Raw genomic sequence first — 24,644 nt, forward strand, 5'->3', positions numbered from 1 at the left:
ATATTTACCATGTAGTAAAAGGAGATTAAGAAAATGGTTAGCATATTTCAACACCTAGGACGTAGTGTACTAAACCGCCCACATTTCTTTATTGCTTTATTCATGGGAGTGATCACAGCTGGTATTTTGACATGGTTAACGTCATGGAAGTGGTCAACTATTTTATTAGTCAGCTGGAATGCGTCCGTTAGCATATATTTACTCCATGTTTGGCAACTTATGAAAAGTGCCGACCATTCACAAATGCAACAGCAAGCTAAAAAACAAGATGAGAGCAAATGGGTCATTATGCTAATTGTTTTATTGGCATTAATCATGTGTTTGGTTGCTATTCTAATTCAACTGTCGCAGCTCCCTTCTGACGGTTCTGCAAAGTTAGGCCATGTGGCTTTAGCTTTACTTACCATTGTTTCTGCATGGCTTTTTATGCATACCGTTTTTGCTCTTCATTATGCCCATGATTTTTATATGGCTTTGTCTAGGAATGAAGAAAATGGAGGGTTAGATTTCCCTGGCACAAAACAGCCAACTTATCCTGATTTCCTATATTTTAGTTATATTATTGGGACTTCTGCTCAAACTGCTGACGTATCAATTACCACCAAACATATGCGGCTTTTAAACTTATTGCACGCAGTATTGTCTTTTGGGTTTAATACTACCATTTTAGCAATCTGTATTAACGTTGCTGCAGGGTTTCTTACCAATTAAAACGTTTATTTAAAAACAAAAAAGCCACCCATTTAGGTGACTTTTAAGAATATACGTTTACAAAAATTGACCCATAGTGCTTTGTTTTAAGCCTTCCCGCTGTTTAATCACGTCAACGTAACGGGTAATAGCTGGGTGTGATTCAATGGTTTTCATTTTTAATTGCCATATAAGCATTGCTCCAACACTTACATCGGCTGCGGTAAATTGCTCACCACATACATACGGGTTCGCTTCACTCAGTCCTTGAACTAAAGCTTGATAAGCATCATTGTAATCGCCATAGCCAACAAACATCTTTTGCTCAGGTGATACTTCTATTCCTAAAGCTTTATCAACACCAGCAGCTTCCCAAGGACCTGCCATCATAAACAACCAACGATAGTACAAACCACGCTTTGGATCATTCAAGGCTGGTGCTAGACCTTTGTCACTAAACTTGTCCGCTAGATATGCACAGATTGCGCCCAACTCATAAATCACGACATCACCATCTACCAATACCGGCACTTTTCCAAAAGGATTAAGTTTTAGATATTCAGGTGATTTCATTTCAGTCTTATATGCAACTTCAATTCGTTCACACTCAACACCCAACTCGACTAAAAGCCAGTCGACAACTACACCACGCGATTCTTTGTTAGTATAAAGTTTAAGGCCCATTCTTATTGCTCCTTGTTTATCGTAGTCCCTAGTTTACAAGGGGTCTTTGTCAATTTTTGTCAGTAGTCCTTTGCATTTCTTGTTTCCACCATCTTTGAAACAGATGTTTTTTAAATTCAGGATATATTTCCTCACTTATTTGCAAGTCATGAATACGATCTATCCGAAAATGGCGAAATGCCTGCCGTAACTCACACCAAGCAGCAAGTACAACTTTGTCATGTAAATACCCTAAAGCAAAAGGCCAAAGTGAACGTTCACTTAACCGTTTTTGTTCATCGCAATAATCTACTTTTATTTTTACTTGATTACGAATGGCTATACGCACTTGCTCCACCAGAGTCACATCAACTGGATGCCAGTAATGTGTAACACCTAGCGTCATGTCATCGATCAAATATTTCCGGTGCTCAGGTAAAACCGCATAAAGTTTAGAATAGATTGAAACGGCTGCCGATTTCATTGCCTGATCAGGAACATCTTTCAACCATTCTAAAGCTAAAAACAAAGCCTCCGCCTCATCTTCATTAAATGTTACTGGCGGCAATACAATATCTTCTTTGAGCTGAAACCCAAGGCCTGCCGCCGCCTCAATTTTTACGCCTTGCTCACGTAAGCTATCGATATCTCGATAGACACTTCGAACGCTAATTTCTAGGCGCTCAGCCAAGACTTGCGCTGTGATTGGGTAACGGGCTTCACGGAGCTGCTGTAAAAGATTTAATAGGCGAATTGAACGGCTCATTTTTCTCTTCTTATTGTTTTGTTATTTAACTTGGATAAAGAGGGAACGTATTCCCTCTTTGAATTATTTTAAATTAAGCGACATCTACTGTAGGTAACTGAGCATACCCTCTCAAAAAGCTGTGAAGCTCTGGTACATCCTTAGCAATGGTTAAAGGTTGGAACTTTTGCAGAACTTCAACCGAATGTACGCCGTAACCTACTCCGATACGCGGCATCCCCAAACGCTGTGCCATCTCAAGATCATAGCTGCTGTCACCAATCATGACCGCTTGCTCAACACTCACTCCCGTTACAGTCAAAATCTCTTGTAACATCAATGGGTCTGGTTTTGAACGTGTTTCGTTGGCTGCCCGAGTTACATCAAAAAGATGAGTACTTTGTGTTTTTGCGATTACACGGTCTAACCCACGACGGTTTTTACCCGTCGCGACTGCAAGTTTTAAACCTTGGGCTTTTAAGTCATGTAATAGCTCAGCAATACCGTCAAACCATGCATCACTAGTCGAGTTCGCGATATAGTGATCACCATATGCCTTTAAGATCGAGTCATGCAATTCTGGCGCTTCTGGAAATAAGGTCTGCATCACCTCAGGCAAGCCTAAACCGATAATACTTTTTGCGGCTTCATCGCTTAGAAGCAGTTCATGTTGCTCTGCTGCATGTTGTAAGCTGGCAACAATCTGGCCAACAGAGTTATATAAAGTTCCATCCCAGTCAAAAATAACTAATTCGGTTTTCAGACTCATTTTGCTACTCTCAAAGCCTTTAATAACTGGGTCATATCTTCTGGTAACGGCGCTTCAATGGGTGGATAACCCGGAATATCTAAACGCATCGCGTGTAAACATAAACGTCGTGCCTGCGGACCTGCGTACTCAGTGGTGTGTCCATATTTATCATCACCTACCAACGGATGTCCAATACTTAAACCATGTACACGGATCTGATGAGTACGGCCTGACAAAGGTGAGGCATGGACCAAAGTAGCATTTTTAAAGCGCTCAGCAACCACCCATTCCGTTTTACTCGGTTTACCTTCTTTAGACACACGTACACGACGCTCGCCATTGGCTAACTCGTAACGAAATAAAGGAGCATCAATAAGTTGTTTATCGAGACTCACCTGACCTTTTACAATTGCCGCATAAGTCTTACGAATTTTGTGCTCACGCAACATATCTTGTAGCAGCTTTAAAGTACTACGTTTCTTGCTAATCATGACCAGACCAGAAGTGTCACGGTCAATGCGGTGAATCAGTTCTAAGTATTTCTTACCTGTCGCTGCACGTAAAGCCTCAATCAAACCATACGCCACACCGCTACCACCATGTACGGCAATACCTGATGGTTTATTTATGACTATCAGCCCTTCATCTTCATAGACCACACGGCTGAGTAGGCTTTGTGCTACACTGTCACTCACAGGAGCGGCTGTTTCATCTTTTTGTTCATAGCGAATAGGTGCTACACGAATCTGATCTCTAATCTCTAATTTGGTCTCAGCTTTAATACGTTTTTTATTTACTCGAACCTGACCTTCACGAATCAAACGATAAATACGACTCTTAGGTACACCCTTTAAACGCGAAAACAGGAAATTATCAATTCGCTGTCCTGCTTGATGTTCATCCACCTCAAACCAAGTGACACTTTGCCATTGCTGTGTAGAATTCATACTAATATTTAAACCTGAAATTTTGCTAAATTTGATTAATAAATGACCGATTAGCTTAGTTTTTTCACAAGAAATCTAAGCTTAGCCCATAGGCAGATGCTGCAAGGTTTGATATAGTCAGCGCACGGATACCGCCGTAAGTGAACATCTAATAGGGAATTTCCCTGATTGAAACCTCAATCAAAATGATGCTTTCATCACCAGCTCGGATTGGTCCTAAAGAATTATGCCGACGCCGAAGGCTTATTATATCGGCAAAATGACAAACTGTTGCGTTTAATTCAGTTTGTTCAAAAAAATATGTTACCAACTCTAGTTGGTTATGGAACGTAAACTGATACACATCAGACAAATCGCTCCTTAATGTTGCCTTCAGGCTAAAGCGTTGATGCATTGGAACTGCCGAAAGCACCGATACGATGAGCATTCCGTATCAAACTTCCAAAAAGAAGTCACTTCGCGCCCAATGACAGTGAAAGTCATTAACCAATGCACCGCTCACCCGCCAGTGAAGCACTAAGGAAGTCTGATTTAAAGGTTGAAGCAGTATTGCCTACATCACAGACGAGAATCGAAGCTAAGGCTAAATGTAGCCGGTAACAGATGACTCAGACCACAAATATTTTGAGATCTGGGAAATGATCCGTCATGTTCGATGTTCGTTCAGAACCTTTAAGTTTGTGCGATATGTTTGTGTGGGTCACTATTAGGTGTCACACCCATGAAACGTATGTTGATTAATGCAACTCACGCAGAAGAAGTCCGCGTTGCACTTATCACTGGTAATCGTCTTTACGATTTTGATTTAGAGAATCGTACCCGAGAACAGAAAAAATCCAATATCTATAAAGGCCATGTAACCCGCGTAGAACCATCTTTAGAAGCTGTTTTTGTTGAATACGGCGCAGGCCGTCAAGGCTTCTTATCTATGCGCGAAATTGCTAACAGTTATTTCCAAGCAGACCCACGACAAACTTCAAACATTCGTGAACTTATCACTGAAGGTACTGAATTACTTGTTCAAGTCGAAAAAGAAGAACGTGGCAATAAAGGCGCTGCCCTTTCTACCTTTATTTCACTTGCAGGACGCTATTTGGTTCTTATGCCGAACAACCCGAAAGGCGGCGGTATTAGTCGTCAAATTTCAGGTTCTGTACGTGAAGAATTAAAAGAAATTCTAGCTTCTTTAAATTTACCGCGTGGTATGAGCGTTATTGTACGTACCGCTGGTATTGGCCGTACCCAAGAAGAACTACAGTTAGACTTACAGCATTTGCTTGACCTTTGGGCTCAAATCCAAGGTACAGCGAGCTCTGGTCCATCTCCAATGCTGGTTCATCAAGAAGCTGGTGTTGTTACTCGTGCGATTCGCGATTATTTACGTGATGATGTTGCAGAAATTTTAATTGATAGCGAACAGGCTTATAACGAAGCTTATAACTTTGTTAAAGCAGTGATGCCTCGTCAATTGGACAAACTCAAAACTTATACTTTAAACGAGCCATTGTTTGCTCATTTTGGTATTGAAAGCCAGATTCAGACTGCTTATGAGCGTGAAGTAAAACTTCCTTCTGGCGGTTCAATCGTGATTGACCAGACTGAAGCTTTAGTTTCAATCGATATTAACTCTGCGAAATCAACTCGTGGACATGACGTTGAAGAAACTGCGCTGAATACTAACTTAGAAGCAGCAGAAGAAATTGCTCGCCAACTTCGTCTTCGTGACATTGGTGGTTTAGTTGTAATCGACTTCATCGATATGACTAAAGAGCGCAACCAACGCATGGTTGAAGCAAAACTTCGTGAAGCAACACAAAGCGATCGCGCACGTATTCAGTTTGGCCAACTCTCTCGTTTTGGCTTAATGGAAATGAGCCGTCAACGCTTACGCCCATCTCTTGAAGAAGCAACAGGTTATGTATGCCCTCGCTGTCATGGTACAGGCATGGTGCGTGACTTACGCTCACTTTCACTTTCGATTATGCGTAAAGTAGAAGAGATCGCGCTTCGTGAACGTCATGGTGAAGTACAAGTAGAAGTACCTGTTGAAATTGCAGCGTTTTTGCTCAATGAAAAACGTCATAGTCTTGTGTATTTAGAGCAGACTTCTAGTGTTCGTGTGACTGTTTTACCTCACCCGCACTTAGAAACACCTCACTACGAGATTCAGTACAATCCAGATGGATTTGCACCATCTAGCTACGAACGTACAGAAGCAACTCGTTCAAGTGAAAAAGAGTTAGGTTATGAATCTTCTGAATGGCATTTAGAAGAAGCTGATCATGTCCATGCTCATGCAGCTCCTGCTGCCAATAACGCAGCTAACCAAAAGAAAGCAAATCAAGCGGCTCAACCTGTTGCTCAGGCAAGTGCCCAAAAAGCTGCTAGTCCTTGTGCATGGTTAGAAAACCTTTTTGTTCAAAAACAAGCTCAAACAGTTGATCAATCTCGCTCAGCACAAAATGCTGCTGCCGCGATTGAACAAATGGTGAATACAGGTGCTGTTAGCCGTGGGCAGTTTGGACAAGTTGTAGCACCAGCAGTTGCTGAGATTACTTCGGCTCCATCTAACAATGCTTACATTTCTCAATCTCCTGTTAAGCAGGAAGCACGTGAGAATGTTGAAAAAGACGATAAAGTACAACAGCAACGTCCAAACAACAAAAAACGTAAGCACAAAGAGCAACGTGAACAACATCAACATCACCATAATCAAGAGCCACAACAACAGCAGGTTCATGAAGAGGTTGTACAGTTATCACGCCAAGAGCAACGTGAATTAAAACGTCAACAAAAACGTCAGCAACAAGATCAGCCACATGCCCAACATCAAAATGATGGGCAACAAGCTGAACATGCTGTACCGCGTCGTGACCGTAATAATCAACAACGTCCAAACCGCCCGAATCGTCACCGCGATCCAAGCGTATTAAATGAAAATCAAAATGCGCCGGCACCAGCAGTTGTTGATGAAAAACAAATTAAGGTTGATTTGATTGATGCTCCACAGCATGAAGTCATGAATACAGCCTTAGTCATCAATGTTGATCAAGCACAAAGCGAAATTATTGCTTTAACGCCTGAGCAACCTGTTGAACGTACTGAAAAAGCATCTGTTGTTGAAGCGGCTCAAGAACCAGCACCTGTTGTTGCTGTGGAAGAGACCGTAACTGCTGAAGAGGAAGTTCCTCAACCAAAGGCTGAGAAAACTCAACCGCAAGTTCAACGTGCGAGTAATGATCCTCGTATGCGTCGCCGTGAACAACGCAACGCAAAACGAGCTAAAGCTGTTACACCATCAATTGCCCCATCGCAAATTCCAACGTTGGCGCAATATACGATTGGTAGCTTGATCCGTCATGTTTACGGTGAAGACTGCACAGTACTGATTGAACAGTTTGGTTTAGTTCCAACATTCAATCGTGCATTGCAGAAATTTGCAGAGCAATACGCAAGTACTCTAGTGACTGAAGTCGCAGTTGAAGCTGAAGACAAAAAGCCTGTTACTCGTGATGCTGAGCTTCCAAGCAACAAGCCTTCACAAGAAGCAGAACCTGCACCTGTACTTCCGTTGACGCCACCAAAAGAGGCAACACCGCGTGTTGCTAATGATCCGCGTGAACGCCGTCGTTTAGCTAAACTTGCTGCTGAACAGGCTTTTGAGCAAGTTAAACAACAACATTCTGCACCAGAAGAAGCTGCCCCTGTAGCTGAGAATGTGGAAGAAACCGTTGTTGTTCCTACTGCTGAAACACAAGCACCTGTTGAATCTAAGCAACAACCACTTGAGCTTGATCAGGAAACTGAAGTAGCAGCTAGTGTAGAAGAAACACCAGCTGAAACTGCAGTTGAAGAAGCTCCAGTTGCGAAACAGCCAAAAGCTACAAAAGCCAAAGTAGCTACAGAACAAGCTGTAGAACCAACTGAAGCTGCTGCCGAGAGTGAATCAGAAGATTCTAAAGCTGATAAGGACAAACCAAGTCGTCCTCGTCGCCCTCGCGGCCGTCCACCGAAGAAAGCAAATCCTGTAGCTGAGTAAATCATTTGCTCAATTGCAGCTAATTTAAACAAACCTAGTCATTTCGATGACTAGGTTTTTTTTGTTATTTTTAACCAATTAGGTTGATTGCACTAGAAGAAAAGTTTTAAAAGCATGGTGAACCATGAAAAATACTGTACTTTTGCCAACACAACCTTTTTTGGATTGATCGAAAAATAAATAGGATTGATATGAGCCAGACAACACAGACCGATATCATTACGCTTGGGGATGTTGTTACAAGACTTCCTAGCTTTATTCCCAAAGTACCCCATATCCTGAATGGTCTTAAACAGGCTTATTTAAGAACAGCAAATACACCAACAGGATTAGGTGTAGCTTTTGAGAAAGCTGTTAAGCGAAATCCGAAAGGTACTGCTTTATTATTTGAAGATCAAAGTTACTCATACGAAGCTTTAAATGAATGGGCTAACCAGATTTCTCACTATTATTTATCTCTCGGTGCACGTAAAGGTGATGTGATTGCCGTAATGGTTGAGAACCGTTCTGAGCTTATTGCCACTATTGTAGGTTTAGCTAAAATTGGGGTAACTATTGCACTTGTGAATACATCTCAAGTCGGTAAAGTCCTCGCTCATAGCATCAATCTTGTAAAACCAATTGCAGTTATTGCGGGTGAAGAAGTCCGTGCTGCAATTGATGAAATTCGTCAAGACTTAAACGTTCCTAAAGACCGTTTCCACTGGTTTGCAGATCAGGCTACTCGTCAAGATGCAGGAACAGCACCTCAAGGTTATGCCAATCTTACAATAGAAATTGATCAATTCCCGAAATTTAATCCATCGACCACACATTCCGTTCATGGTAATGATGGTCTGTTTTATATTTATACCTCGGGTACAACGGGCTTACCAAAAGCAGTTATTTTTAAACATAGCCGCTGGACACTTGCCTACGGCACTTACGGCCATATCTTAAACCTTGGCCCAGATGATGTGATGTATGTCACTTTGCCTCTGTACCATGCAACAGGTGTGGTTGTTTGCTGGTGTGGTGTGATTGCAGGAAGCTCTACCCTTGCCATTCGACGTAAATATTCGACCAGTGCATTCTGGAAAGATGTACAGAAGTTTAATGCGTCTGCAATCGGCTATGTAGGTGAGCTTTGCCGTTACTTGATGGATGCTCCAGCTACAGAGCTTGACCGTGCTCACCGTGTAACCAAAATGATTGGTAACGGCATGCGTCCAAACATCTGGGATAAATTCAAACAACGTTTTGGTGTACAAGAAGTTCTTGAGCTTTATGCCTCAAGTGAAGGCAATGTCGGGTTTAGTAATATTTTTAACTTTGACAACACAGTAGGCTTCTCCCCTACGCCATACGCAATTATTGAATTTGATAAAGAGAAAAACGAACCGATACGCGATAAAAATGGCTGGTGTAAAAAAGTTAAAGCAGGTGAAGTCGGTTTATTGGTAGGCAAAATTACCAGTCGCTCCCCATTTGACGGTTATACCGACCCAGAAAAGAATAAATCTGTGATTATGCAAGATGTCTTTAAAAAAGGTGACTCATATTTCAATACAGGTGATCTTGTTCGTAATATTGGTTTCCGTCATGCCCAGTTTGTTGACCGCTTAGGTGATACTTTCCGCTGGAAAGGTGAAAACGTTTCTACCACCGAAGTTGAAAACATGGTGTGTGAATATGACAAGATCGCTGAAGCTGTGGTTTATGGTGTAGAAATTCCAAATACCAACGGGCGTGCAGGTATGGCAGCAATCACACTTGCTGATGGTGCCGAGTTAAATGACAGTGATTTAACAGAAATGGTGACTGTATTTAAAAAATGCTTACCTGCTTATGCAGTACCAGTGTTTTTACGTATACAAGCTAAAGTTGAAACAACAGGTACTTTTAAATACCAAAAGAATAAATTGAAGGAAGATGCGTTTAATCCAAGCAAAACTTCTGAACGTTTACTCGCATTATTGCCTGGTGAAAGCAGTTACTGTGACATCACAACTGAAATTTTTGACAATATTCAGGCATATAAATACCGTTTTTAGTTCATTTTTTAGCTAAACAAGAGGAAATCGTGCTTTTTATAGGCAATCATGCAAATGTTTTTCAATTTCCTCTTGTGTTAGTTGAATAACTTGCTAAAATACGCGACATCAAAACGATACAGTGTTTAGAAGTATTACTTCTCTCTGAGTCAATACGAGTTTGATTGCTTAAGAAAATCATAGATTTTCTCTTGCACTCGGGTAAAACGTTGTTTTACTTAATCCTCGCTCAGGGTCGTTAGCTCAGTTGGTAGAGCAGCGGACTTTTAATCCGTTGGTCCCGCGTTCGAGTCGCGGACGACCCACCACTTATCTGTTTTGAACCTATTTGGGTCGTTAGCTCAGTTGGTAGAGCAGCGGACTTTTAATCCGTTGGTCCCGCGTTCGAGTCGCGGACGACCCACCAAATTCTAAAAAGCCTCTCAGTTCGAGAGGCTTTTTTATTGTTAATGTATTTTAGTTTTGTGACTAAAAGATGACGATGCACTTCTTATATAAAATATCCTTCACCCATTCCATAAAGATTTCCAAACGCTTAGGAATATAACTTCGATTCGGATATAAAATATTAAGTGGAAGAGATGGAGACGTATAAGTGCTTAATACTTCAACTAAAGTTCCCTGCTCTATTCTATCCTGAACATCGTAGTATGGAAGTTGGATAATTCCCAAACCTGCACTAGCCGCTGCAATATAGGCTTCCGTATTATTTACGCTTAAAGCACTATCCATCATCACAGTTCCATCTTGATATAAAAATACGCCCTGTTTTTCTCCTACGGCTCCCGCATAGTTAATGAGTTTGTGTTGAGATAAATCTTCTAATTTTTCAGGAATACCATATTGTTCTAAATAATAGGGACTTGCACAATTCACCATAATTAAGTTACCAACGAACTTCGCGATCAAACTACTATTCTCTAACAGCCCCACCCGAACAACACAATCAATTCCTTTCTCGATTAAATCAGTAATATCGTCAGAGCTATGAAGTTGTAAATGAATGTCTGGATAGCGTCTATAAAAATCGGGAAGTTCAGGAATAATTACTTGGTGTACGATTCGGCTGGGCATTGAAATTTTTAGCGTGCCACGATAATGCTGCTTTTGTGCCTGTATCAGCTGTTCCAGCTGTTCATAATCAAATAATAGATTTTGGCATTCAGGTAATATTCGTTGTCCATCTTGGGTAAGGCTGACTTTACGCGTAGTTCGATGAAATAAGCGTACCCCATAGTGAGTTTCCAATTGTTGAATTGCGCTCGTCACTGTCGAACGAGGTAAATCAAGCTGATTTGCCACTTCACTAAAGCTTTGTCGTTTAGCGACTTCTGTAAAAATAAAAAATTGCTGCAACCGATCCATTTAATTGTTCGTATTTTCTGAATAGTTAAACCAAACTAGCATAATTGATCAAAAATTACCGCCAATCTAGACTAAAAACACATTAAAACAAGTCATCATAGGAACAATCATCATGGCAACTCATACCTTAAAAGATAAAGTTGTACTGATTACAGGCGGCGCAAAAAACTTAGGTGGACTGATTAGCCGTAAATTTGCAGAACAAGGCGCAAAAATCGCGATTCACTACAATAGCGCTGAAACTCTAGCAGATGCTGAACAGACGCTCGCAGATGTAAGAGCATTCGGTGTAGATGCCGTTTTAATTCAAGCAGACTTAACGGATATTGATAATATCGAAAAACTCTTCTTAGACACTAAGCAACATTTTGGTGGAATAGATATTGCGATCAATACAGTTGGAAAGGTTCTAAAAAAACCATTTTTGGAAACTACAGAACAAGAGTTTGATAGCATGAGCGATATCAACTCAAAAATTGCCTATTTCTTTATTCAATCGGCGGGTCGTCATTTAAATGACGGCGGCAAGATTTGTTCAATCGTGACTTCTCTTCTTGCAGCCTATACTGGACTCTATTCAACCTATGAAGGTTTAAAAGCACCTGTTGAGCATTACACCCGTGCTGCATCCAAAGAATTTGGTAATCGCCAGATTTCAGTGACTGCTGTTGCACCTGGTCCAATGGATACACCATTCTTTTATGGGCAAGAATCTGCCGAAGCTGTGGCTTACCACAAATCAGCTTCAGCCTTAGGCGGACTCACTAAAATTGAAGATATTGAACCTCTAGTTCGCTTTTTAGTAACCGAAGGTTGGTGGATTACCGGTCAGACGATTTTTGCAAATGGCGGCTACACCACCCGCTAAAGTCAAAAAAGCCGCATCTCATCGTGCGGCTTTTTAGTTTGCTTTATTATAAAAACTCTTCTAGTACCGAGTTTAAGAAGATATGCCCCTGCTCTGTACAAGCCAATCGACTGCTATCCTCTACCAATAGCTTTCTAGCTCTTAGTGAAGTAAGTACTTCATTTAAGTGATCTAATCTTAAGCCTGTACGTTGCTCATATAGCTTAGTTTTTACACCATCATTTAGACGTAAAGCATTCATCATAAATTCAAAAGGTAACTCTTCTGCCTCAATCTTTTTCATTTGTAAATGTTCGGCTGGAACCTTAGCCAAATAGTCTTTTGGCAAACGAGTCTTTTGGAAACGGTACACACCATCTGGTTGTGTGACTTTGCCATGTGCCCCTGCACCAATCGCAAGATAATCACCAAATTCCCAATAATTTAAATTATGGGCTGAAGGCTGCTCTTTACGCCAAGCCGATACTTCATAGTTTATAAAACCATTGGCTTTTAGATAAGCCTCACCCTGCTCTTGAATGTCTTCTAGCACTTCGTCTTGAGGCAAAACAGGTTGAGTACGGAAGAACACCGTGTTCGGCTCGATAGTAAGTTGATACCAACTGATATGGGTCGCACCATGCTCTACAGCAACCTTTAAATCATAAAGCGCTTGCTCTAGCGTTTGCTCAGGCAAGCCATGCATCAAATCTACATTCACTCGCTTAAAGCCTGCTTGTCTTGCTTGTTCTATTGCATCCATAGCATTGTTTGCTGAATGAATACGTCCAAGCTTTTGCAAGTGCTCTGTATTAAAAGTCTGCACACCAATCGACAAACGATTAATACCTGCTTCTAAATAGCCTGCAAACGGGTCATGTTCTAGTGTTCCAGGGTTTGCCTCTAGTGTGATTTCACAACCATCTTCAAATTTGAGCAATGACTTAAGCTGATCAAAGAGCCATGCATACCCTTTTGCAGAAATGAGTGAAGGCGTTCCACCACCAATAAAGACACTATGAATTGAACGTCCCTGTGCCATATCGACTTGAGTTTCAAAGTCGGCCACCAATGCTTTTAAATAGGTTTGCTCAAGCTCTGACGAAAGTGCTCCATCTGGTACAGCGTGCGAGTTAAAGTCGCAATATGGACATTTACGCACGCACCAAGGCATATGAATATATAAAGATAGAGGAATAGAAGCAGGGTTTAATACGGCCAAGGAGCAGGTCCAATTTACACAATATTTCTATTTTAACATGACTGCATCAATGGGCTTATGAAAACATACCTTAATTGCTTTAGACTGTTTTTAAACATACTTAAATATTGATAAAAATGATGAAATTCTCTAGCCAACTTTTCCTGATCTTACCTCTAGCTATGGGAATCGGTGTTGCCATGGCTTTTCAAACTGCAATTAATGCTCAACTGCGCGAGCAACTACACTCACCCTTGCAGGCAGCTTTATTATCATTTTTCATAGGTACTATTGTTTTAGCCGTTATGGTTTTCTTTCAAAGTGCCGAGAAGCCTTCTTTAAGTGAAATATCCAATATTCCATGGCTTCTTTGGACAGGAGGATTCCTTGGGGTTTATGCAATCAGCATGAGCATTTATACTGCACCTAAGCTTGGTTTTTTAACCTTTACAGGACTAGTCGTTTTTGGACAAATCGTTATTTCTATGTTACTTGATCATTTTGGCTGGTTAGGTACAGAAAAAACACCTGTTACATGGCAACGGTTTATTGGTGGAGTCATCATCTTTGTCGGTGTGATACTCACCTTGCAACGTTAGCTTCATTTTTATAATTTAAAAAGAGTACCTTTTGTGTCGAATGTCACATCTTTTCGGTCTGAATTAAAACAACTCTTCCACTTAATGCTACCGATTTTAATTACCCAGTTTGCTCAAGCGGGATTTGGGTTAATTGACACTATTATGGCTGGGCATTTATCTGCAACCGATTTAGCAGCAATTGCTGTAGGGGTCGGTTTATGGATTCCAGTCATGCTCCTGTTCAGTGGCATTATGATTGCAACTACACCCTTGGTCGCTGAAGCAAAGGGGGCAAGAAATACAGAGCAGATCCCTGTTATTGTTCGTCAGTCTTTGTGGGTTGCCATCATTTTAGGCGTAATGGCTATGCTCATTTTGCAGCTCATGCCGTTTTTCTTGCATGTGTTCGGCGTACCAGAGAGCTTACGTCCTAAAGCAAGTTTATTCTTACATGCGATTGGTTTAGGCATGCCTGCTGTGACAATGTATGCCGCTCTACGTGGTTATTCTGAGGCTTTAGGCCATCCACGTCCTGTAACAGCTATTAGCCTATTAGCTTTAGTTGTATTGATTCCTCTTAACATGATCTTTATGCATGGCTTAGGACCAATACCTGCATTAGGTAGTGCAGGCTGTGGTTTTGCAACCTCCATTTTACAATGGCTCATGTTGATTACATTAGCAGGCTATATTTATAAAGCTTCGGCTTACCGGAAAACGTCTATTTTTGGCCGATTTGATAAAATTAACCTGACTTGGGTAAAAAGAATTTTACAGCTTGGCTTGCCAATCGGTTTAGCCGTGTTCTTTGAAGTGAGTATTTTTAGTACAGGCGCGTTGGTGCTGAGTCCATTGGGTGAAGTGTTTATTGCAGCGCATCAAGTTGCCATTTCAGTTACCTCAGTGCTGTTTATGATTCCGCTTTCACTTGCGATTGCCTTAACCATTCGTGTGGGAACCTATTATGGTGAAAAGAACTGGGCTTCCATGTACCAAGTACAAAAAATTGGTTTGAGCACAGCAATATTTTTTGCCTTATTGACCATGTCTTTTATTGTCTTAGGTCGTGAACAAATTGTCTCGGTTTATACTCAAGATATAGACGTTGTCCCTGTTGCCATGTATTTACTCTGGTTTGCCATGGCTTATCAGTTGATGGATGCATTGCAAGTGAGTGCCGCAGGCTGTTTAAGAGGTATGCAAGATACTCAAGCACCGATGTGGATTACACTTATGGCGTATTGGGTGATTGCGTTCCCTATCGGACTTTATTTAGCACGTTATACCCATTGGGGTGTAGCAGGTGTATGGCTAGGTTTAATTATTGGTTTAAGCATTGCATGTGTTTTGTTGCTTTCACGGCTTTATTTAAATACCAAACGATTAAGTCAAACCTAATAAAAAAGCCGATGGAACATCGGCTTTTTTTATTTTATGCAGACTTTGCTCGCGGGCTTGCTCCAATTTGCCACACAAATGGTAAATCGGTACGGTTTACTTCCCAATCTCCAATCACTTTTTCTTTATAAATAAGCGGATTATGTGAAGACACAGTCCGAGCATTACGCCAGAAACGGTCGAGTTGTTTAACCTGACTACTTGCCGATGCACCTAAAGCGTTAAATAACTGGCTAGTTAAATCCAATACCAAATTAGAAATCACTACCTGCCCTTGCGCCGACTCAAGCTCAGCATCTACATTAAACTGATGTTCTTTCACCTCTAACTCACGAAAGTGACTTTCATAAGCCTTTTGTAATGCTTCTGCTGTTTTAACCGTAATTGCTAGACTTGCATAAGCTTGAGCAGAGGCTTTACCCACCACCTGTAAAACCTGTGGGTCGTGACGAACAAGGTCGCCATTACCATGACTAAAAATACGCTTTCGCTCACGTATTTCTTGGCTAAAAGTTTCTACAGCTGCCTGCGCAATCCCAGTTAAAGTTGCAAGGTGGACGACTTGATAAAAAGCAGTCTGATATTTAAAACGCTGGTCAAATGGAATAAGGTGCGAGGCTGGCAAATGCACCTGATGCACTTTTAAAGTACCACTGCCCGTTGTCTTTTGACCAAACCCATCCCAATCATCAATTACACTCACACCCGATTCATGACGATAAATAGCAGCAATTACATGGCGGTCATTCACTTCATCGTAAGCAAATAAATCGATCCAGTCAGCAAAGATACTTCCTGTTGAATAATACTTTTCACCATTTACCACTAAGTTGCCCGAAGCATCATTGGTTACTCGTGTAACGACATCACCAATCTGTACATTTCCAACTTCGGTCCATGCGTTTCCGACTAAATCACCTTGTACAAAACGCTGAAACCAAACCTCCTGCGAATGCTCTTTATGCGCAACTAAACGGTCTTCAACAAAAGCGAAGTGTCCACGCAATGCTTGCACAATATTCGAATCTGCCTGCGCCAGTTCTGCTAGAAGCTGGAAAAGTTGCGGCAATGACACCCCGTCTCCACCATATTTAACCGGAACACGTACCGCACCTAATTTAAGTTCTTTTAACCACTGAATCGGCTCAAAAGGCAAGATTCGTTCTTTTTCCCGTTGAATTGCACCTTGGCCAATTTTTTCAAAAACTGGACGAAATCTACTTGCTACCTTTTCATAATCGGCGCCTACCGATAGCTCTTCTAATTCAATTTGGGTAATTGTCATCTTTATTCTCCTAATCTTATTTTTCTTCACTTTAGCTCCATGCATGACGCGGTGGATGGATGCCATTGAGGTAATAATTACCGACAATGTGATATTTCCAACGCACTGGATCATGCAAGGTGTGAGTGCGAGCATTACGCCAATGGCGGTCCAAATTAAGCTCAGACAAGGTCGATCTTGTTCCCGACAATTCAAAAAGCTTATTGGCAGCTAAAATTGCAACTTCTGTGGTGAGTACTTTTGCTTCGGCAACCAGTAAGGTGGCTTGGTTTACATGTTCTTCAGTCGTGTCGGCAATTGCCTGATCAATCGCATCTCCTGCCAAATCCAATACGGCTTCTGCTGCACGCAGTTTTATTTTTAAATCACCAATGTTCGCAATCGTATATGGATCATCACTGGCTTTTTCCAGACCTGAATCGACCCATGCGCGGCTATGATTTTTGACATAGTGAATTGTTTCTTCAATTGCACCACGTGCAATACCTGCATCGACAGCAGCTTGAATAAACTGTGAAATTGCTCCCGCTGGTGTTGGTCGCTCGAAAGCCTGATAAATCGGAACTAAGTATTCTTCACGTACTGGAACTTGATTTAACTCTACCGTACCACTGGCTGTGGTCCTTTGCCCAAAACCGGACCAGTCATTAATAATATTCACCCCTGAAGTTTCCCGAGGAACTAGCGCCGCATAAGGCTGCCCTTGTTCATTCACAGCGACAATGGGAACCCAATGTGCAAGCAACGCACCCGTTGCAAAAAACTTCTTACCATTAATTTCATAACCGTGCTCGGTCTTTCTTAATGTGGTAGTGAGGTCAGCGACTGTTTTACTGTGTTTTTCCGAAAATGCATTGCCAAAACGAATCCCCCTTAACACCAAATTAAAGAAGAACTGTTGTTGTTCTGGGCCTGCATCAAGACGTAAATGTTCAATAAAAGCCAAGTGATTTTGAGGAAGCTGTGCAAGAGATGGATCAACACTCGCAATTGTTTTGATGACCTCAGCCAAGGTTCGATATTTAACTTGTGCACCACCAAATTGCTTAGGAACCGTAATGGCCCATAAGCCGCTTTGTGAGAACTGTTGAATTTCATTTAGGGGTAAACGGCGCTCCTTGTCTCGATCAGATGCTTCTTGTGCAAATTCTTGAGCAAGTTGTTTGGCACGCTCAATTGCCTCTTCATCAGAACGAATAATATGCGCATCTTTTGACTGCTCAAACACAGATAAAGGAATCGCCTGAGACCGCCCATGGGCTGAACTTAAACTTGTCATAACTTTTGTTATCTCTATTTTTATTTAACCTGCCATTCACATTAGCACCAAAAAAACAGACACTTTATAGATATTAAAGCTTTGTTTATGAAATGAATTTTCACAAGCTTTTCATATTTTTTACTATAAAAATAACATTTTGTTTTTCGAAAATTTTCTTACATGAGATAAACAATTTCATATAGGCTTTTTAAGCTTTGTCACCTATGATCAAAACTAGGCAATATTATGTTGTAGTCAATGAGGTATCGAAGATATGGCAAAGAATGCAAGTTCACCCGGCAAACGATTTATGAAACTTGCAGGAATGACCGCGAGCATTGCAACGAAAACCGTTTCTAACTCGATTCGAAACTTGACCGCAGATGAAGAACAAAAGCTGGCTTCAAAAACCAAGTTATTTCAGGATATTGGTTTGCAAATTGCCGGCACCTTAGGCGAGATGAAAGGCGCCGTCATGAAGGTCGGCCAAATTGCATCACAATATAAGGATATTTTTCCACCCGAGGTCGCTAAAGCAATTTCTAAGTTACAGCGCCAAGCTCCACCTATGCCCTTTGCCGCTATTCAACAACAAGTTGAACGTGAGCTTGGAAAGCCGCTGAATGTTGCTTTTAAATCTTTTGATCAAGAACCTTTTGCAGCTGCTTCAATTGGACAAGTTCACAAAGCTGTCCTGCCAAGTGGCGAACAAGTTGTTGTTAAAGTGCAATATCCGGGTGTTGATGAAGCCTGTGAAAGTGACTTAAAACAAGTACGTTTGGCACTTCGTTTAATGGGTGTGCTTAAAATTGATAAAAAGTTACAAGATCAGCTTTTTGCAGAGATTCAAGATAGCCTTTCGGCAGAACTTAACTATGAAATCGAGGCTCAAAACCTTGAAGTTTTTAAAACTTTTCATAGCAAGTTAGATGACAAAATTATCATCCCGACTGTTTATAAAGATTACTCTTCAAGACGTATTTTAACCCTGAGTCTCGAACAAGGTAACAGCATTGAAACTGCCAGTGCGTGGCCTATCGAAATTCGAAACACAATTGGACGTCGTTTGATTCGTGCTTTGGGTCAAGAAATGTTCTTTTTAAAACGTTTCCACTGTGACCCTCACCCAGGTAACTTTGCCTTCCGCCAAGACGGCAGTGTCATTATTTATGACTATGGCAGTGTTAAAACGCTTTCAAATGAAATCGTGCATCACTTTAAACGTTTAGTAAATGCAGCTCGCCATGAAAATATCGATTTGATTGAAACTGAGTTACTTGAGCTCCATTCAATTTCCGAAAAAGGCAAATTCCCGAGTGATCTTTATAAACTCTGGATTGAAGTGTTATTGCGTCCGCTTACCACCACTTACGATTTTGCCGAGAACTCATCACATCATGATGGCATGTTGCTTGTGAAAAAATCTTTGAAGTACTGGGATGTCTTTAAACCCTCACCAGATACGTTAATGGTTAACAGAACCATTTCAGGACATTACTGGAATCTGATTCACTTAAAAGTATATGACAATCTAAACGATTTATTTGAAGAGCTTGTTCCTCCTTCCAACTAACTTAATTTACTGATCAATGTAGCCTTTTAGGGTTACATTGACTTTTTAATTGTTACGTTATAACATTTCTTTAATCAAAAATAATTTAGGACACTTTCTCATGCGTAAAGATATTCATCCTGCTTATCAACAAGTGTTATTTCATGACACTAATGCAGACGTGTACTTCTTAATTGGTAGTACTCTTCAATCTAAACAAACCAAAGAATATCAAGGGAAAGTCTATCCTTATGTCACTCTTGATATTTCAAGTGCATCACACCCTTTTTACACAGGTGAAGTACGTCAAGCAAGTAACGAAGGCCGTGTGGCAAGCTTCAATAAACGCTTCGCTCGCTTTAATCGTAAGAGTTAATCTTACGTTAAGGTTTGATCAATACACTTAAATCATTGGAAGCCTAAGACTATCTCCTCCACTTAGGCTTCTTTTTTTATGTGTATTTTTTCAGTTTTTCCAAACTGTTTATAAACTAAAACTTATCCACAACTTGTATAAAAACTCTTCTGATTTTTTTCAATAACTCATCAATTTTTATAACTGCCAACCTTTCAAAGCATGTATTCAATGCTATGCTTAAACCCCATTTAATAGGAAATTTAAGATTATGGCACAAGAGTTACTTGCCCAATTACAAGCAGGCACAGCAAAATTTTCAGACGTTTTAGCTCATATTGAAGCACGCTACCAACATACTCCAACAGCTTTTCAAAATGGCGCACAGCATAACGCTGCAACTGAAAATCAAGGCAGTGCAAAAGTTTTCTCTTTTGCCAAGTTACAAGGTTTAGACCAAGCACAAACTTTAAGTTTATTTGCAGAGCACTACGCATCTGTATTGGCTACCCCAGAGGGAACTGACCATCAAAATATTCGTCAGTTTATGCAAAATGGTTGGGATGGCGTGAAGTTTGAAGGTCAGGCTTTAACTGAAAAGTAATAGATTTAAATAAATAATAGAACGTCTTAATTTTTATTATGAGCACTGCCTAAAATGGAAGTGATATCCAAATGATGGATTGTATAGGCTAACCTTACTTTTCAAGGATGAAAAGTAACAAAAATCCTTTGTTACGCTGATGCTACATCCATGTAGCACAGCGAAACGACGGCATCCATGCCGTCTGGCACAATAGTAAATGACTAATTATTAATTAAACTATTTGAGTAATCTCTTATAGTAGATACTCGGAAAATCATCAACAGCCTGACTCAAATCAGCAATATAATGTTTCTGCGACATATTGGATAATTGTAAACAGATAACAGGTTCTGTTGATGAAAATGGTTTTGCCTACTTTTGCCAAAACAAAAGTAGGTCGAGCCGACGGCTAATCCAGACATAAAACTTTATTGAAAAGACTCTGCAGTAAACATTTCAGCCGGAACAAACACTCAATGTCCCGCTACCCAATGATAAGTCGCCAACCCCAAACACGTAAAAATTAACGATCCAATCAAGTGAATGGAAATTCCCAACATCGCCATTCCCAACTTACCACTTTGTAATAAAGTCACAATCTCAATCGAGAACGTTGAAAAGGTAGTTAAAGCACCACAAAAACCAGTAATCACAAAAAGTTTATAGTTAGGGCTTAAATCACTTTGAGCAAAATAGGCAATCGCAAAACCAATAATAAAACCACCGACTAAATTAACAGTGACAGTACCCAGTGGAATTTGCGGATAAATCGGGTTAAGTTTTAAACCTAAAAACCAACGCAACCATGCCCCTAGAACTGAGCCTAAAGCAATTGAAAGTAGAGAGTAATACATAGGACCACCCCTTTAGATAGACGCTAAAAGAGCAAAAAATAATGAAGGGAAATATGACATGACGTACTCCAAAAATAAGCAGAGTACGCAATAACCTACGTACCCAGCGATATATAAATACATGAGGATAACGTAGGCATCATTAGCCAATACGGCGGTTTTTCAAGGGAGGAATGCCATCTCCCCGTTTTTAGTAGATTAGATCATCTTGAATTTGATTTAAACATACTTTGTAAAATCATGGGCGTTCATCATATTGCGGTAAATCGTCATGGATGCATTCCCACTCTGCCTTTGAAGCAGCAAAAATATGCATAGTCGGTTTTTGGTCGAGTGGTGTATCAAGCGTCCCAATTCTTAAACGATACAGTTCAGGCTGCGCATCACGCGAACTAATAAGCGGGGAACCACACTCACTACAGAACCAGCGGTACACACCGTTCACCGCAAATTTTTTAACTAAGTCTTCACCTTGGGTAATTTTAAAATCTGTACTTTTAACCGGAGCATTCGTTGCAAAAGCTGTTCCATTGGATTTTCGACAGCGTTGACAATGGCATTGAATAATATCTCCGATATCGCCTTTAATTTCATAGCGAATACCCTGACATAAACAACTTCCTTGATAAACTGATGATGCTTGAGACATGTTCTCGTAAATCCTATTATTATTGATCGCTCAAAAATAACACTTTTCACACATCAAACATAGCATCAAATCAAGCCGTTATTTCTCTAAGAATGAATGTACGCCTTCACCAGCCGCTCGTCCAGTAGCAAAGCATGCTGTAAGCAAGTATCCACCTGTAGGTGCGTCCCAATCCAGCATTTCGCCACAACAGAATACACCTGAGGTTTGCTTAAACTCTAAGTTTTCAGTTAATGCATTTTGCTTAACACCGCCAGCACAGCTAATCGCTTCTTCAATAGGTCTAAAACCTTCTAAGTTGATTTGAAGTGCTTTGATTTGCTGTGCCATAGCCTCTGGTTGGTTCCATAATGCTTTATCAACCACTTCTCTGACTAAGTTAATCTTGGCCGTATCTAAGCCTACTTTACGCCAGATATTAGTCAGCGATTGTTTTTTGCTAGCCTGCAATTTTTTAATTAACTGTGAAAGCTCTACATCAGGCAATAGATCTAAAAACAGATTTAAGCTTTTCCCTTGTTTTTGCTGTTCTCGTAAAACACGCCCTAGTTTATAAATAACACCACTTTCTAACCCATAGTGAGTAATCACAATATCGCCATGTGTAACTTGGCTGGGTTCAACCCACGCATTGATACGCTTTAAAGGCTCACCAAAACAGCTTTCCATAAAAGCCGACCAAGTGTGAAGTACACCAGCATTACTTGGCTGAAAAGGTTCAATGTTGGATTGATCTATCCATTGTTGCCAAGCGCCATCACTACCCAATTGTGACCACGACACCGCCCCACATGCCAATATCACTGCATCGTATTGCTGGGTAAAAGTCTCACTGCTTTGATTATTCTGATTTTCTAAAGTTACTGTTGTACCTTGTAAATCAATACAACGGTGACGATAAAAGAATTTAACTTGTTGCTCTGCCAAGCGTTTCAGCCAAGCACGTAATAGAGGTGCCGCTTTCATTTCGACAGGAAAAATACGACCTGAAGTACCAACGTAAGATTCAATTCCAAGGCTTTTCATCCAGTTTTGAATCCAGCTTGCATTCCATTTTTCAACCCACGGTTTGAGCCATTCTGCATGGTCATAGCGCTCAATAAACTGCACCAAAGGTTCAGCATGCGAGATGTTTAACCCCGTTTTACCTGCCATCAGAAACTTACGCGCAGCTGAAGGCTTTTGCTCGTATACATCAATATCATAAGCATATTGGCTCAGTACCTCAGCTGCCATTAAACCAGCCGGACCCGCACCAATAATGACAACCCGCTTATTCGCCATGCACTTGACCTTGTAATGGGGCAAACTCATCAAAACGTGTGCTGCAACCTTCAGGTTTAGTGATCACAAGCTGTTGGCAAAGTTCTCCACGTTCTAAATACTTAATTTCAAAGTGAGTACGCGCAGATGTTTGAGCAATTTTTTCTTTTTGATAAGGCAGCTTCCAGACATTAATTAACTGTTGTTCTGCTTCTTCAATATATTCAGGAATATTACTTGCCAGAGTAATGGTTCCACCTGTTTGCAGGCGAGAAATTAAGAACTCAAAAAATGGCATATTCAACCAGCGCTGTGCCGGATTATGAGGTTCTGGATTTGGATAGAGAATAAAGAAATGCTCTACTTGCGCGGGGTACAAAGCATGTACCACCCACGGTAAAGCATCTGCATGCACAGGGATTAAATTATCTCTTGGTTCCAAACCATGCTGTTTTTGCATTGCCAAGAATTTTTCTCGGGTTCGTTCAATTGCATACAATGTGTGCTGCGGCTGTTGCCCGCTAAAAAGCAAAGCATGTTTACCCTTGCCCGCTCCAATTTCTACACAAATTGGGGTATTTTCAATTGGGGTAAAATCGCGAGGCGCTTGCATACGTTGTGCTTGAAATTGACGAATCTGCATAATCACATCAAACTAAATAAAAATCGGCATAAGTCTAACAAGTCACCTGACTTTTGCCTAATCTATTTCTCTTCACTTTGAGGATATCGCTTTATGCCACGTACATTCCCCTGCCCACGTTGTGGTGAACCAAGTGTTTGGGAAGGTAATGAATTTCGTCCGTTTTGTTCAGAACGCTGTAAATTAATTGATTTAGGGGCTTGGGCAAATGATGAATATAAACTGCCTACCCAAGATGCGCCTCAGCATGACAAGGGTAGTCAAAATGAAGATGATTACGAGGATTAACCCGCTTTGCCCGCGACAAATGGGTTAAATTGTTTTTCATAGCCAATGGTACTCATCGGACCATGTCCTGAAATAAACTGAGTATCATCTGGCAAACTAAAACACTCACGTTTAATCGATTCAATCAGTTGTTCATGATTTCCACGCGGGAAGTCTGTTCTGCCAATCGAGCCTTTAAACAAGACATCACCAGTCCAAAGCAAGCCATGATTTTTATTATAGAAAATGACGTGCCCTGGTGTATGTCCCGGCGCAAAACGTACCTCAAACTCATCTTCACCCAGTTTTAGCACTTCGCCGCCCTCAAGCCATTGATCGACTTTAACTGGCTGCGGAATTGGAAAGCCATAGCGCGCAGAAACGTCCTGAATCATATCTAGCCAAAACTGATCTTCTTTATGTGGCCCAATAACCGGAACGCTCCATTCTTTGGCAAGCTCACCCACCGCTCCTGCATGGTCTAAATGCCCATGAGTGAGCCAAAGAGCCTTTACCTTTAAGCCTAAGGCTTCTACTTCTTTCTTCAAAACATTAGCGTCACCACCCGCATCAATCAAAACTGCTTCTTTTGTTTCACTGTCCCAAACAAGAGAACAATTTTGGGCAAATGCAGTAACTGGAACAATTTTGACTTGCAGCATAAAAACC

Annotated in this window: 23 protein-coding genes, 2 tRNA genes and 1 riboswitch; of the genes, 12 read left to right on the forward strand and 13 right to left on the reverse strand. The window is 40.9% G+C overall.

The window, feature by feature from the left end; genetic code table 11:
* Positions 1-33: 33 nt before the first annotated feature.
* Entirely contained in the window at positions 34-711 is a 678-nt protein-coding gene (locus tag HUN22_RS03660) for a DUF1345 domain-containing protein (protein ID WP_174726549.1), read from the forward strand.
* A gap of 57 nt (positions 712-768) precedes the next feature.
* Here the strand turns inward: HUN22_RS03660 and HUN22_RS03665 are convergent, their stop codons facing one another.
* From HUN22_RS03665 to HUN22_RS03680, 4 genes are all read right to left on the reverse strand, one after another.
* Positions 769-1,374 carry a glutathione S-transferase family protein gene (locus HUN22_RS03665; protein ID WP_174726550.1) on the reverse strand — a complete coding sequence of 202 codons (606 nt, stop codon included), beginning with the start codon at positions 1,372-1,374 and terminating at the stop codon, positions 769-771.
* 49 nt (positions 1,375-1,423) lie between these two features.
* Entirely contained in the window at positions 1,424-2,119 is a 696-nt protein-coding gene (locus HUN22_RS03670) for a helix-turn-helix transcriptional regulator (RefSeq protein WP_174726551.1), read from the reverse strand.
* 73 nt (positions 2,120-2,192) lie between these two features.
* A complete protein-coding gene (locus HUN22_RS03675) occupies positions 2,193-2,867 on the reverse strand; it encodes an HAD-IA family hydrolase (RefSeq protein WP_174726552.1) in 675 nt (224 codons plus the stop codon).
* Positions 2,864-3,796 carry an RluA family pseudouridine synthase gene (locus HUN22_RS03680; RefSeq protein ID WP_174726553.1) on the reverse strand — a complete coding sequence of 311 codons (933 nt, stop codon included), beginning with the start codon at positions 3,794-3,796 and terminating at the stop codon, positions 2,864-2,866. Before HUN22_RS03680 ends, HUN22_RS03675 begins: the two co-directional genes overlap by 4 nt.
* Positions 3,797-4,517: 721 nt before the next feature.
* Here HUN22_RS03680 and HUN22_RS03685 point away from each other — a divergent pair.
* The 4 genes from HUN22_RS03685 to HUN22_RS03700 all read left to right on the forward strand — a co-directional run bounded on the left by HUN22_RS03685 (position 4,518) and on the right by HUN22_RS03700 (position 10,274).
* Entirely contained in the window at positions 4,518-7,835 is a 3,318-nt protein-coding gene (locus tag HUN22_RS03685) for an Rne/Rng family ribonuclease (RefSeq protein ID WP_174726554.1), read from the forward strand.
* A gap of 191 nt (positions 7,836-8,026) precedes the next feature.
* On the forward strand, positions 8,027-9,868 hold the full coding sequence (locus tag HUN22_RS03690) for a long-chain-acyl-CoA synthetase (RefSeq protein ID WP_174726555.1): 1,842 nt from the start codon (positions 8,027-8,029) through the stop codon (positions 9,866-9,868).
* A 232-nt stretch (positions 9,869-10,100) separates the two neighbouring features.
* Positions 10,101-10,176 (forward strand) — tRNA-Lys (locus tag HUN22_RS03695).
* 22 nt (positions 10,177-10,198) lie between these two features.
* A tRNA-Lys gene (locus tag HUN22_RS03700) sits at positions 10,199-10,274 on the forward strand.
* Positions 10,275-10,336: 62 nt separating this feature from the next.
* Here the strand turns inward: HUN22_RS03700 and HUN22_RS03705 are convergent.
* The gene (locus HUN22_RS03705; RefSeq protein ID WP_174726556.1) at positions 10,337-11,233 is read right to left on the reverse strand and encodes a LysR family transcriptional regulator; all 897 of its coding nucleotides are present in this window, start codon (positions 11,231-11,233) and stop codon (positions 10,337-10,339) included.
* A gap of 112 nt (positions 11,234-11,345) precedes the next feature.
* Here HUN22_RS03705 and HUN22_RS03710 point away from each other — a divergent pair, with 112 nt between their 5' ends.
* Positions 11,346-12,101: an SDR family oxidoreductase gene (locus HUN22_RS03710; protein WP_174726557.1), complete on the forward strand. Its 756-nt coding sequence runs from the start codon at positions 11,346-11,348 to the stop codon at positions 12,099-12,101.
* Between the two features lie 46 nt (positions 12,102-12,147).
* Here the strand turns inward: HUN22_RS03710 and hemW are convergent, their stop codons facing one another.
* Positions 12,148-13,302: a radical SAM family heme chaperone HemW gene (gene hemW, locus HUN22_RS03715; protein ID WP_174726558.1), complete on the reverse strand. Its 1,155-nt coding sequence runs from the start codon at positions 13,300-13,302 to the stop codon at positions 12,148-12,150.
* A 116-nt stretch (positions 13,303-13,418) separates the two neighbouring features.
* On the opposite strand from hemW, the gene HUN22_RS03720 reads away from it, so the two are divergent.
* Together HUN22_RS03720 and abeM are read left to right on the forward strand one after the other, a co-directional pair.
* Positions 13,419-13,880: a DMT family transporter gene (locus HUN22_RS03720; protein ID WP_174726559.1), complete on the forward strand. Its 462-nt coding sequence runs from the start codon at positions 13,419-13,421 to the stop codon at positions 13,878-13,880.
* A 33-nt stretch (positions 13,881-13,913) separates the two neighbouring features.
* Positions 13,914-15,260 carry a multidrug efflux MATE transporter AbeM gene (gene abeM / locus HUN22_RS03725; protein ID WP_174726560.1) on the forward strand — a complete coding sequence of 449 codons (1,347 nt, stop codon included), beginning with the start codon at positions 13,914-13,916 and terminating at the stop codon, positions 15,258-15,260.
* Positions 15,261-15,294: 34 nt separating this feature from the next.
* On the opposite strand, the gene HUN22_RS03730 is transcribed toward abeM, so the two are convergent.
* Together HUN22_RS03730 and HUN22_RS03735 are read right to left on the reverse strand one after the other, a co-directional pair.
* Positions 15,295-16,545 (reverse strand): acyl-CoA dehydrogenase family protein, encoded by a 1,251-nt coding sequence (locus HUN22_RS03730; protein WP_174726561.1) that lies wholly within the window; start codon positions 16,543-16,545, stop codon positions 15,295-15,297.
* 31 nt (positions 16,546-16,576) lie between these two features.
* Positions 16,577-17,824: an SfnB family sulfur acquisition oxidoreductase gene (locus tag HUN22_RS03735; protein WP_174726562.1), complete on the reverse strand. Its 1,248-nt coding sequence runs from the start codon at positions 17,822-17,824 to the stop codon at positions 16,577-16,579.
* Between the two features lie 256 nt (positions 17,825-18,080).
* Here HUN22_RS03735 and HUN22_RS03740 point away from each other — a divergent pair, with 256 nt between their 5' ends.
* The 3 genes from HUN22_RS03740 (at position 18,081) to HUN22_RS03750 (ending at position 20,317) form a co-directional block, all read left to right on the forward strand.
* On the forward strand, positions 18,081-19,379 hold the full coding sequence (locus HUN22_RS03740) for an ABC1 kinase family protein (protein WP_174726563.1): 1,299 nt from the start codon (positions 18,081-18,083) through the stop codon (positions 19,377-19,379).
* A gap of 100 nt (positions 19,380-19,479) precedes the next feature.
* The gene (locus HUN22_RS03745; RefSeq protein WP_002114896.1) at positions 19,480-19,734 is read left to right on the forward strand and encodes a type B 50S ribosomal protein L31; all 255 of its coding nucleotides are present in this window, start codon (positions 19,480-19,482) and stop codon (positions 19,732-19,734) included.
* A gap of 250 nt (positions 19,735-19,984) precedes the next feature.
* A complete protein-coding gene (locus HUN22_RS03750) occupies positions 19,985-20,317 on the forward strand; it encodes a HopJ type III effector protein (protein WP_002114866.1) in 333 nt (110 codons plus the stop codon).
* Positions 20,318-20,772: 455 nt separating this feature from the next.
* Here the strand turns inward: HUN22_RS03750 and crcB are convergent, their stop codons facing one another.
* The 4 genes from crcB to HUN22_RS03770 form a co-directional block, all read right to left on the reverse strand.
* A complete protein-coding gene (gene crcB, locus HUN22_RS03755) occupies positions 20,773-21,153 on the reverse strand; it encodes a fluoride efflux transporter CrcB (RefSeq protein WP_005065982.1) in 381 nt (126 codons plus the stop codon).
* Positions 21,154-21,279: 126 nt separating this feature from the next.
* A riboswitch (Fluoride riboswitch) is annotated at positions 21,280-21,346 on the reverse strand.
* A gap of 45 nt (positions 21,347-21,391) precedes the next feature.
* A complete protein-coding gene (locus HUN22_RS03760) occupies positions 21,392-21,802 on the reverse strand; it encodes a GFA family protein (protein WP_174726564.1) in 411 nt (136 codons plus the stop codon).
* Between the two features lie 78 nt (positions 21,803-21,880).
* Positions 21,881-23,086, reverse strand: a complete 1,206-nt coding sequence (locus tag HUN22_RS03765; protein ID WP_174726565.1) for a TIGR03862 family flavoprotein — start codon at positions 23,084-23,086, stop codon at positions 21,881-21,883.
* A complete protein-coding gene (locus tag HUN22_RS03770; protein ID WP_174726566.1) occupies positions 23,076-23,714 on the reverse strand; it encodes an SAM-dependent methyltransferase in 639 nt (212 codons plus the stop codon). Before HUN22_RS03770 ends, HUN22_RS03765 begins: the two co-directional genes overlap by 11 nt.
* A gap of 87 nt (positions 23,715-23,801) precedes the next feature.
* On the opposite strand from HUN22_RS03770, the gene HUN22_RS03775 reads away from it, so the two are divergent.
* Complete coding sequence (locus HUN22_RS03775) at positions 23,802-23,996, forward strand: DNA gyrase inhibitor YacG (protein ID WP_016144208.1); 195 nt, start codon at positions 23,802-23,804, stop codon at positions 23,994-23,996.
* On the opposite strand, the gene HUN22_RS03780 is transcribed toward HUN22_RS03775, so the two are convergent.
* Complete coding sequence (locus tag HUN22_RS03780) at positions 23,993-24,637, reverse strand: MBL fold metallo-hydrolase (RefSeq protein WP_174726567.1); 645 nt, start codon at positions 24,635-24,637, stop codon at positions 23,993-23,995. The two genes, HUN22_RS03775 and HUN22_RS03780, sit on opposite strands and share 4 nt — an antisense overlap.
* Positions 24,638-24,644: the final 7 nt, after the last annotated feature.

This window comes from Acinetobacter lactucae (assembly GCF_013344765.1).
Lineage (GTDB): Bacteria > Pseudomonadota > Gammaproteobacteria > Pseudomonadales > Moraxellaceae > Acinetobacter > Acinetobacter lactucae_A.

Coding starts and splice junctions, on each gene's coding strand:
- HUN22_RS03750 (WP_002114866.1), top strand. CDS start 19,985: ATGGCACAAGAGTTACTTGCCCAATTACAAGCAGGCACAGCAAAATTT.
- HUN22_RS03665 (WP_174726550.1), bottom strand. CDS start 1,374: ATGGGCCTTAAACTTTATACTAACAAAGAATCGCGTGGTGTAGTTGTC.
- HUN22_RS03710 (WP_174726557.1), top strand. CDS start 11,346: ATGGCAACTCATACCTTAAAAGATAAAGTTGTACTGATTACAGGCGGC.
- HUN22_RS03660 (WP_174726549.1), top strand. CDS start 34: ATGGTTAGCATATTTCAACACCTAGGACGTAGTGTACTAAACCGCCCA.
- HUN22_RS03685 (WP_174726554.1), top strand. CDS start 4,518: ATGAAACGTATGTTGATTAATGCAACTCACGCAGAAGAAGTCCGCGTT.
- HUN22_RS03720 (WP_174726559.1), top strand. CDS start 13,419: ATGATGAAATTCTCTAGCCAACTTTTCCTGATCTTACCTCTAGCTATG.
- HUN22_RS03705 (WP_174726556.1), bottom strand. CDS start 11,233: ATGGATCGGTTGCAGCAATTTTTTATTTTTACAGAAGTCGCTAAACGA.
- HUN22_RS03740 (WP_174726563.1), top strand. CDS start 18,081: ATGGCAAAGAATGCAAGTTCACCCGGCAAACGATTTATGAAACTTGCA.
- crcB (WP_005065982.1), bottom strand. CDS start 21,153: ATGTATTACTCTCTACTTTCAATTGCTTTAGGCTCAGTTCTAGGGGCA.
- HUN22_RS03675 (WP_174726552.1), bottom strand. CDS start 2,867: ATGAGTCTGAAAACCGAATTAGTTATTTTTGACTGGGATGGAACTTTA.
- HUN22_RS03765 (WP_174726565.1), bottom strand. CDS start 23,086: ATGGCGAATAAGCGGGTTGTCATTATTGGTGCGGGTCCGGCTGGTTTA.
- HUN22_RS03745 (WP_002114896.1), top strand. CDS start 19,480: ATGCGTAAAGATATTCATCCTGCTTATCAACAAGTGTTATTTCATGAC.
- HUN22_RS03680 (WP_174726553.1), bottom strand. CDS start 3,796: ATGAATTCTACACAGCAATGGCAAAGTGTCACTTGGTTTGAGGTGGAT.
- HUN22_RS03780 (WP_174726567.1), bottom strand. CDS start 24,637: ATGCTGCAAGTCAAAATTGTTCCAGTTACTGCATTTGCCCAAAATTGT.
- HUN22_RS03775 (WP_016144208.1), top strand. CDS start 23,802: ATGCCACGTACATTCCCCTGCCCACGTTGTGGTGAACCAAGTGTTTGG.
- HUN22_RS03730 (WP_174726561.1), bottom strand. CDS start 16,545: ATGACAATTACCCAAATTGAATTAGAAGAGCTATCGGTAGGCGCCGAT.
- HUN22_RS03670 (WP_174726551.1), bottom strand. CDS start 2,119: ATGAGCCGTTCAATTCGCCTATTAAATCTTTTACAGCAGCTCCGTGAA.
- HUN22_RS03760 (WP_174726564.1), bottom strand. CDS start 21,802: ATGTCTCAAGCATCATCAGTTTATCAAGGAAGTTGTTTATGTCAGGGT.
- HUN22_RS03690 (WP_174726555.1), top strand. CDS start 8,027: ATGAGCCAGACAACACAGACCGATATCATTACGCTTGGGGATGTTGTT.
- HUN22_RS03735 (WP_174726562.1), bottom strand. CDS start 17,824: ATGACAAGTTTAAGTTCAGCCCATGGGCGGTCTCAGGCGATTCCTTTA.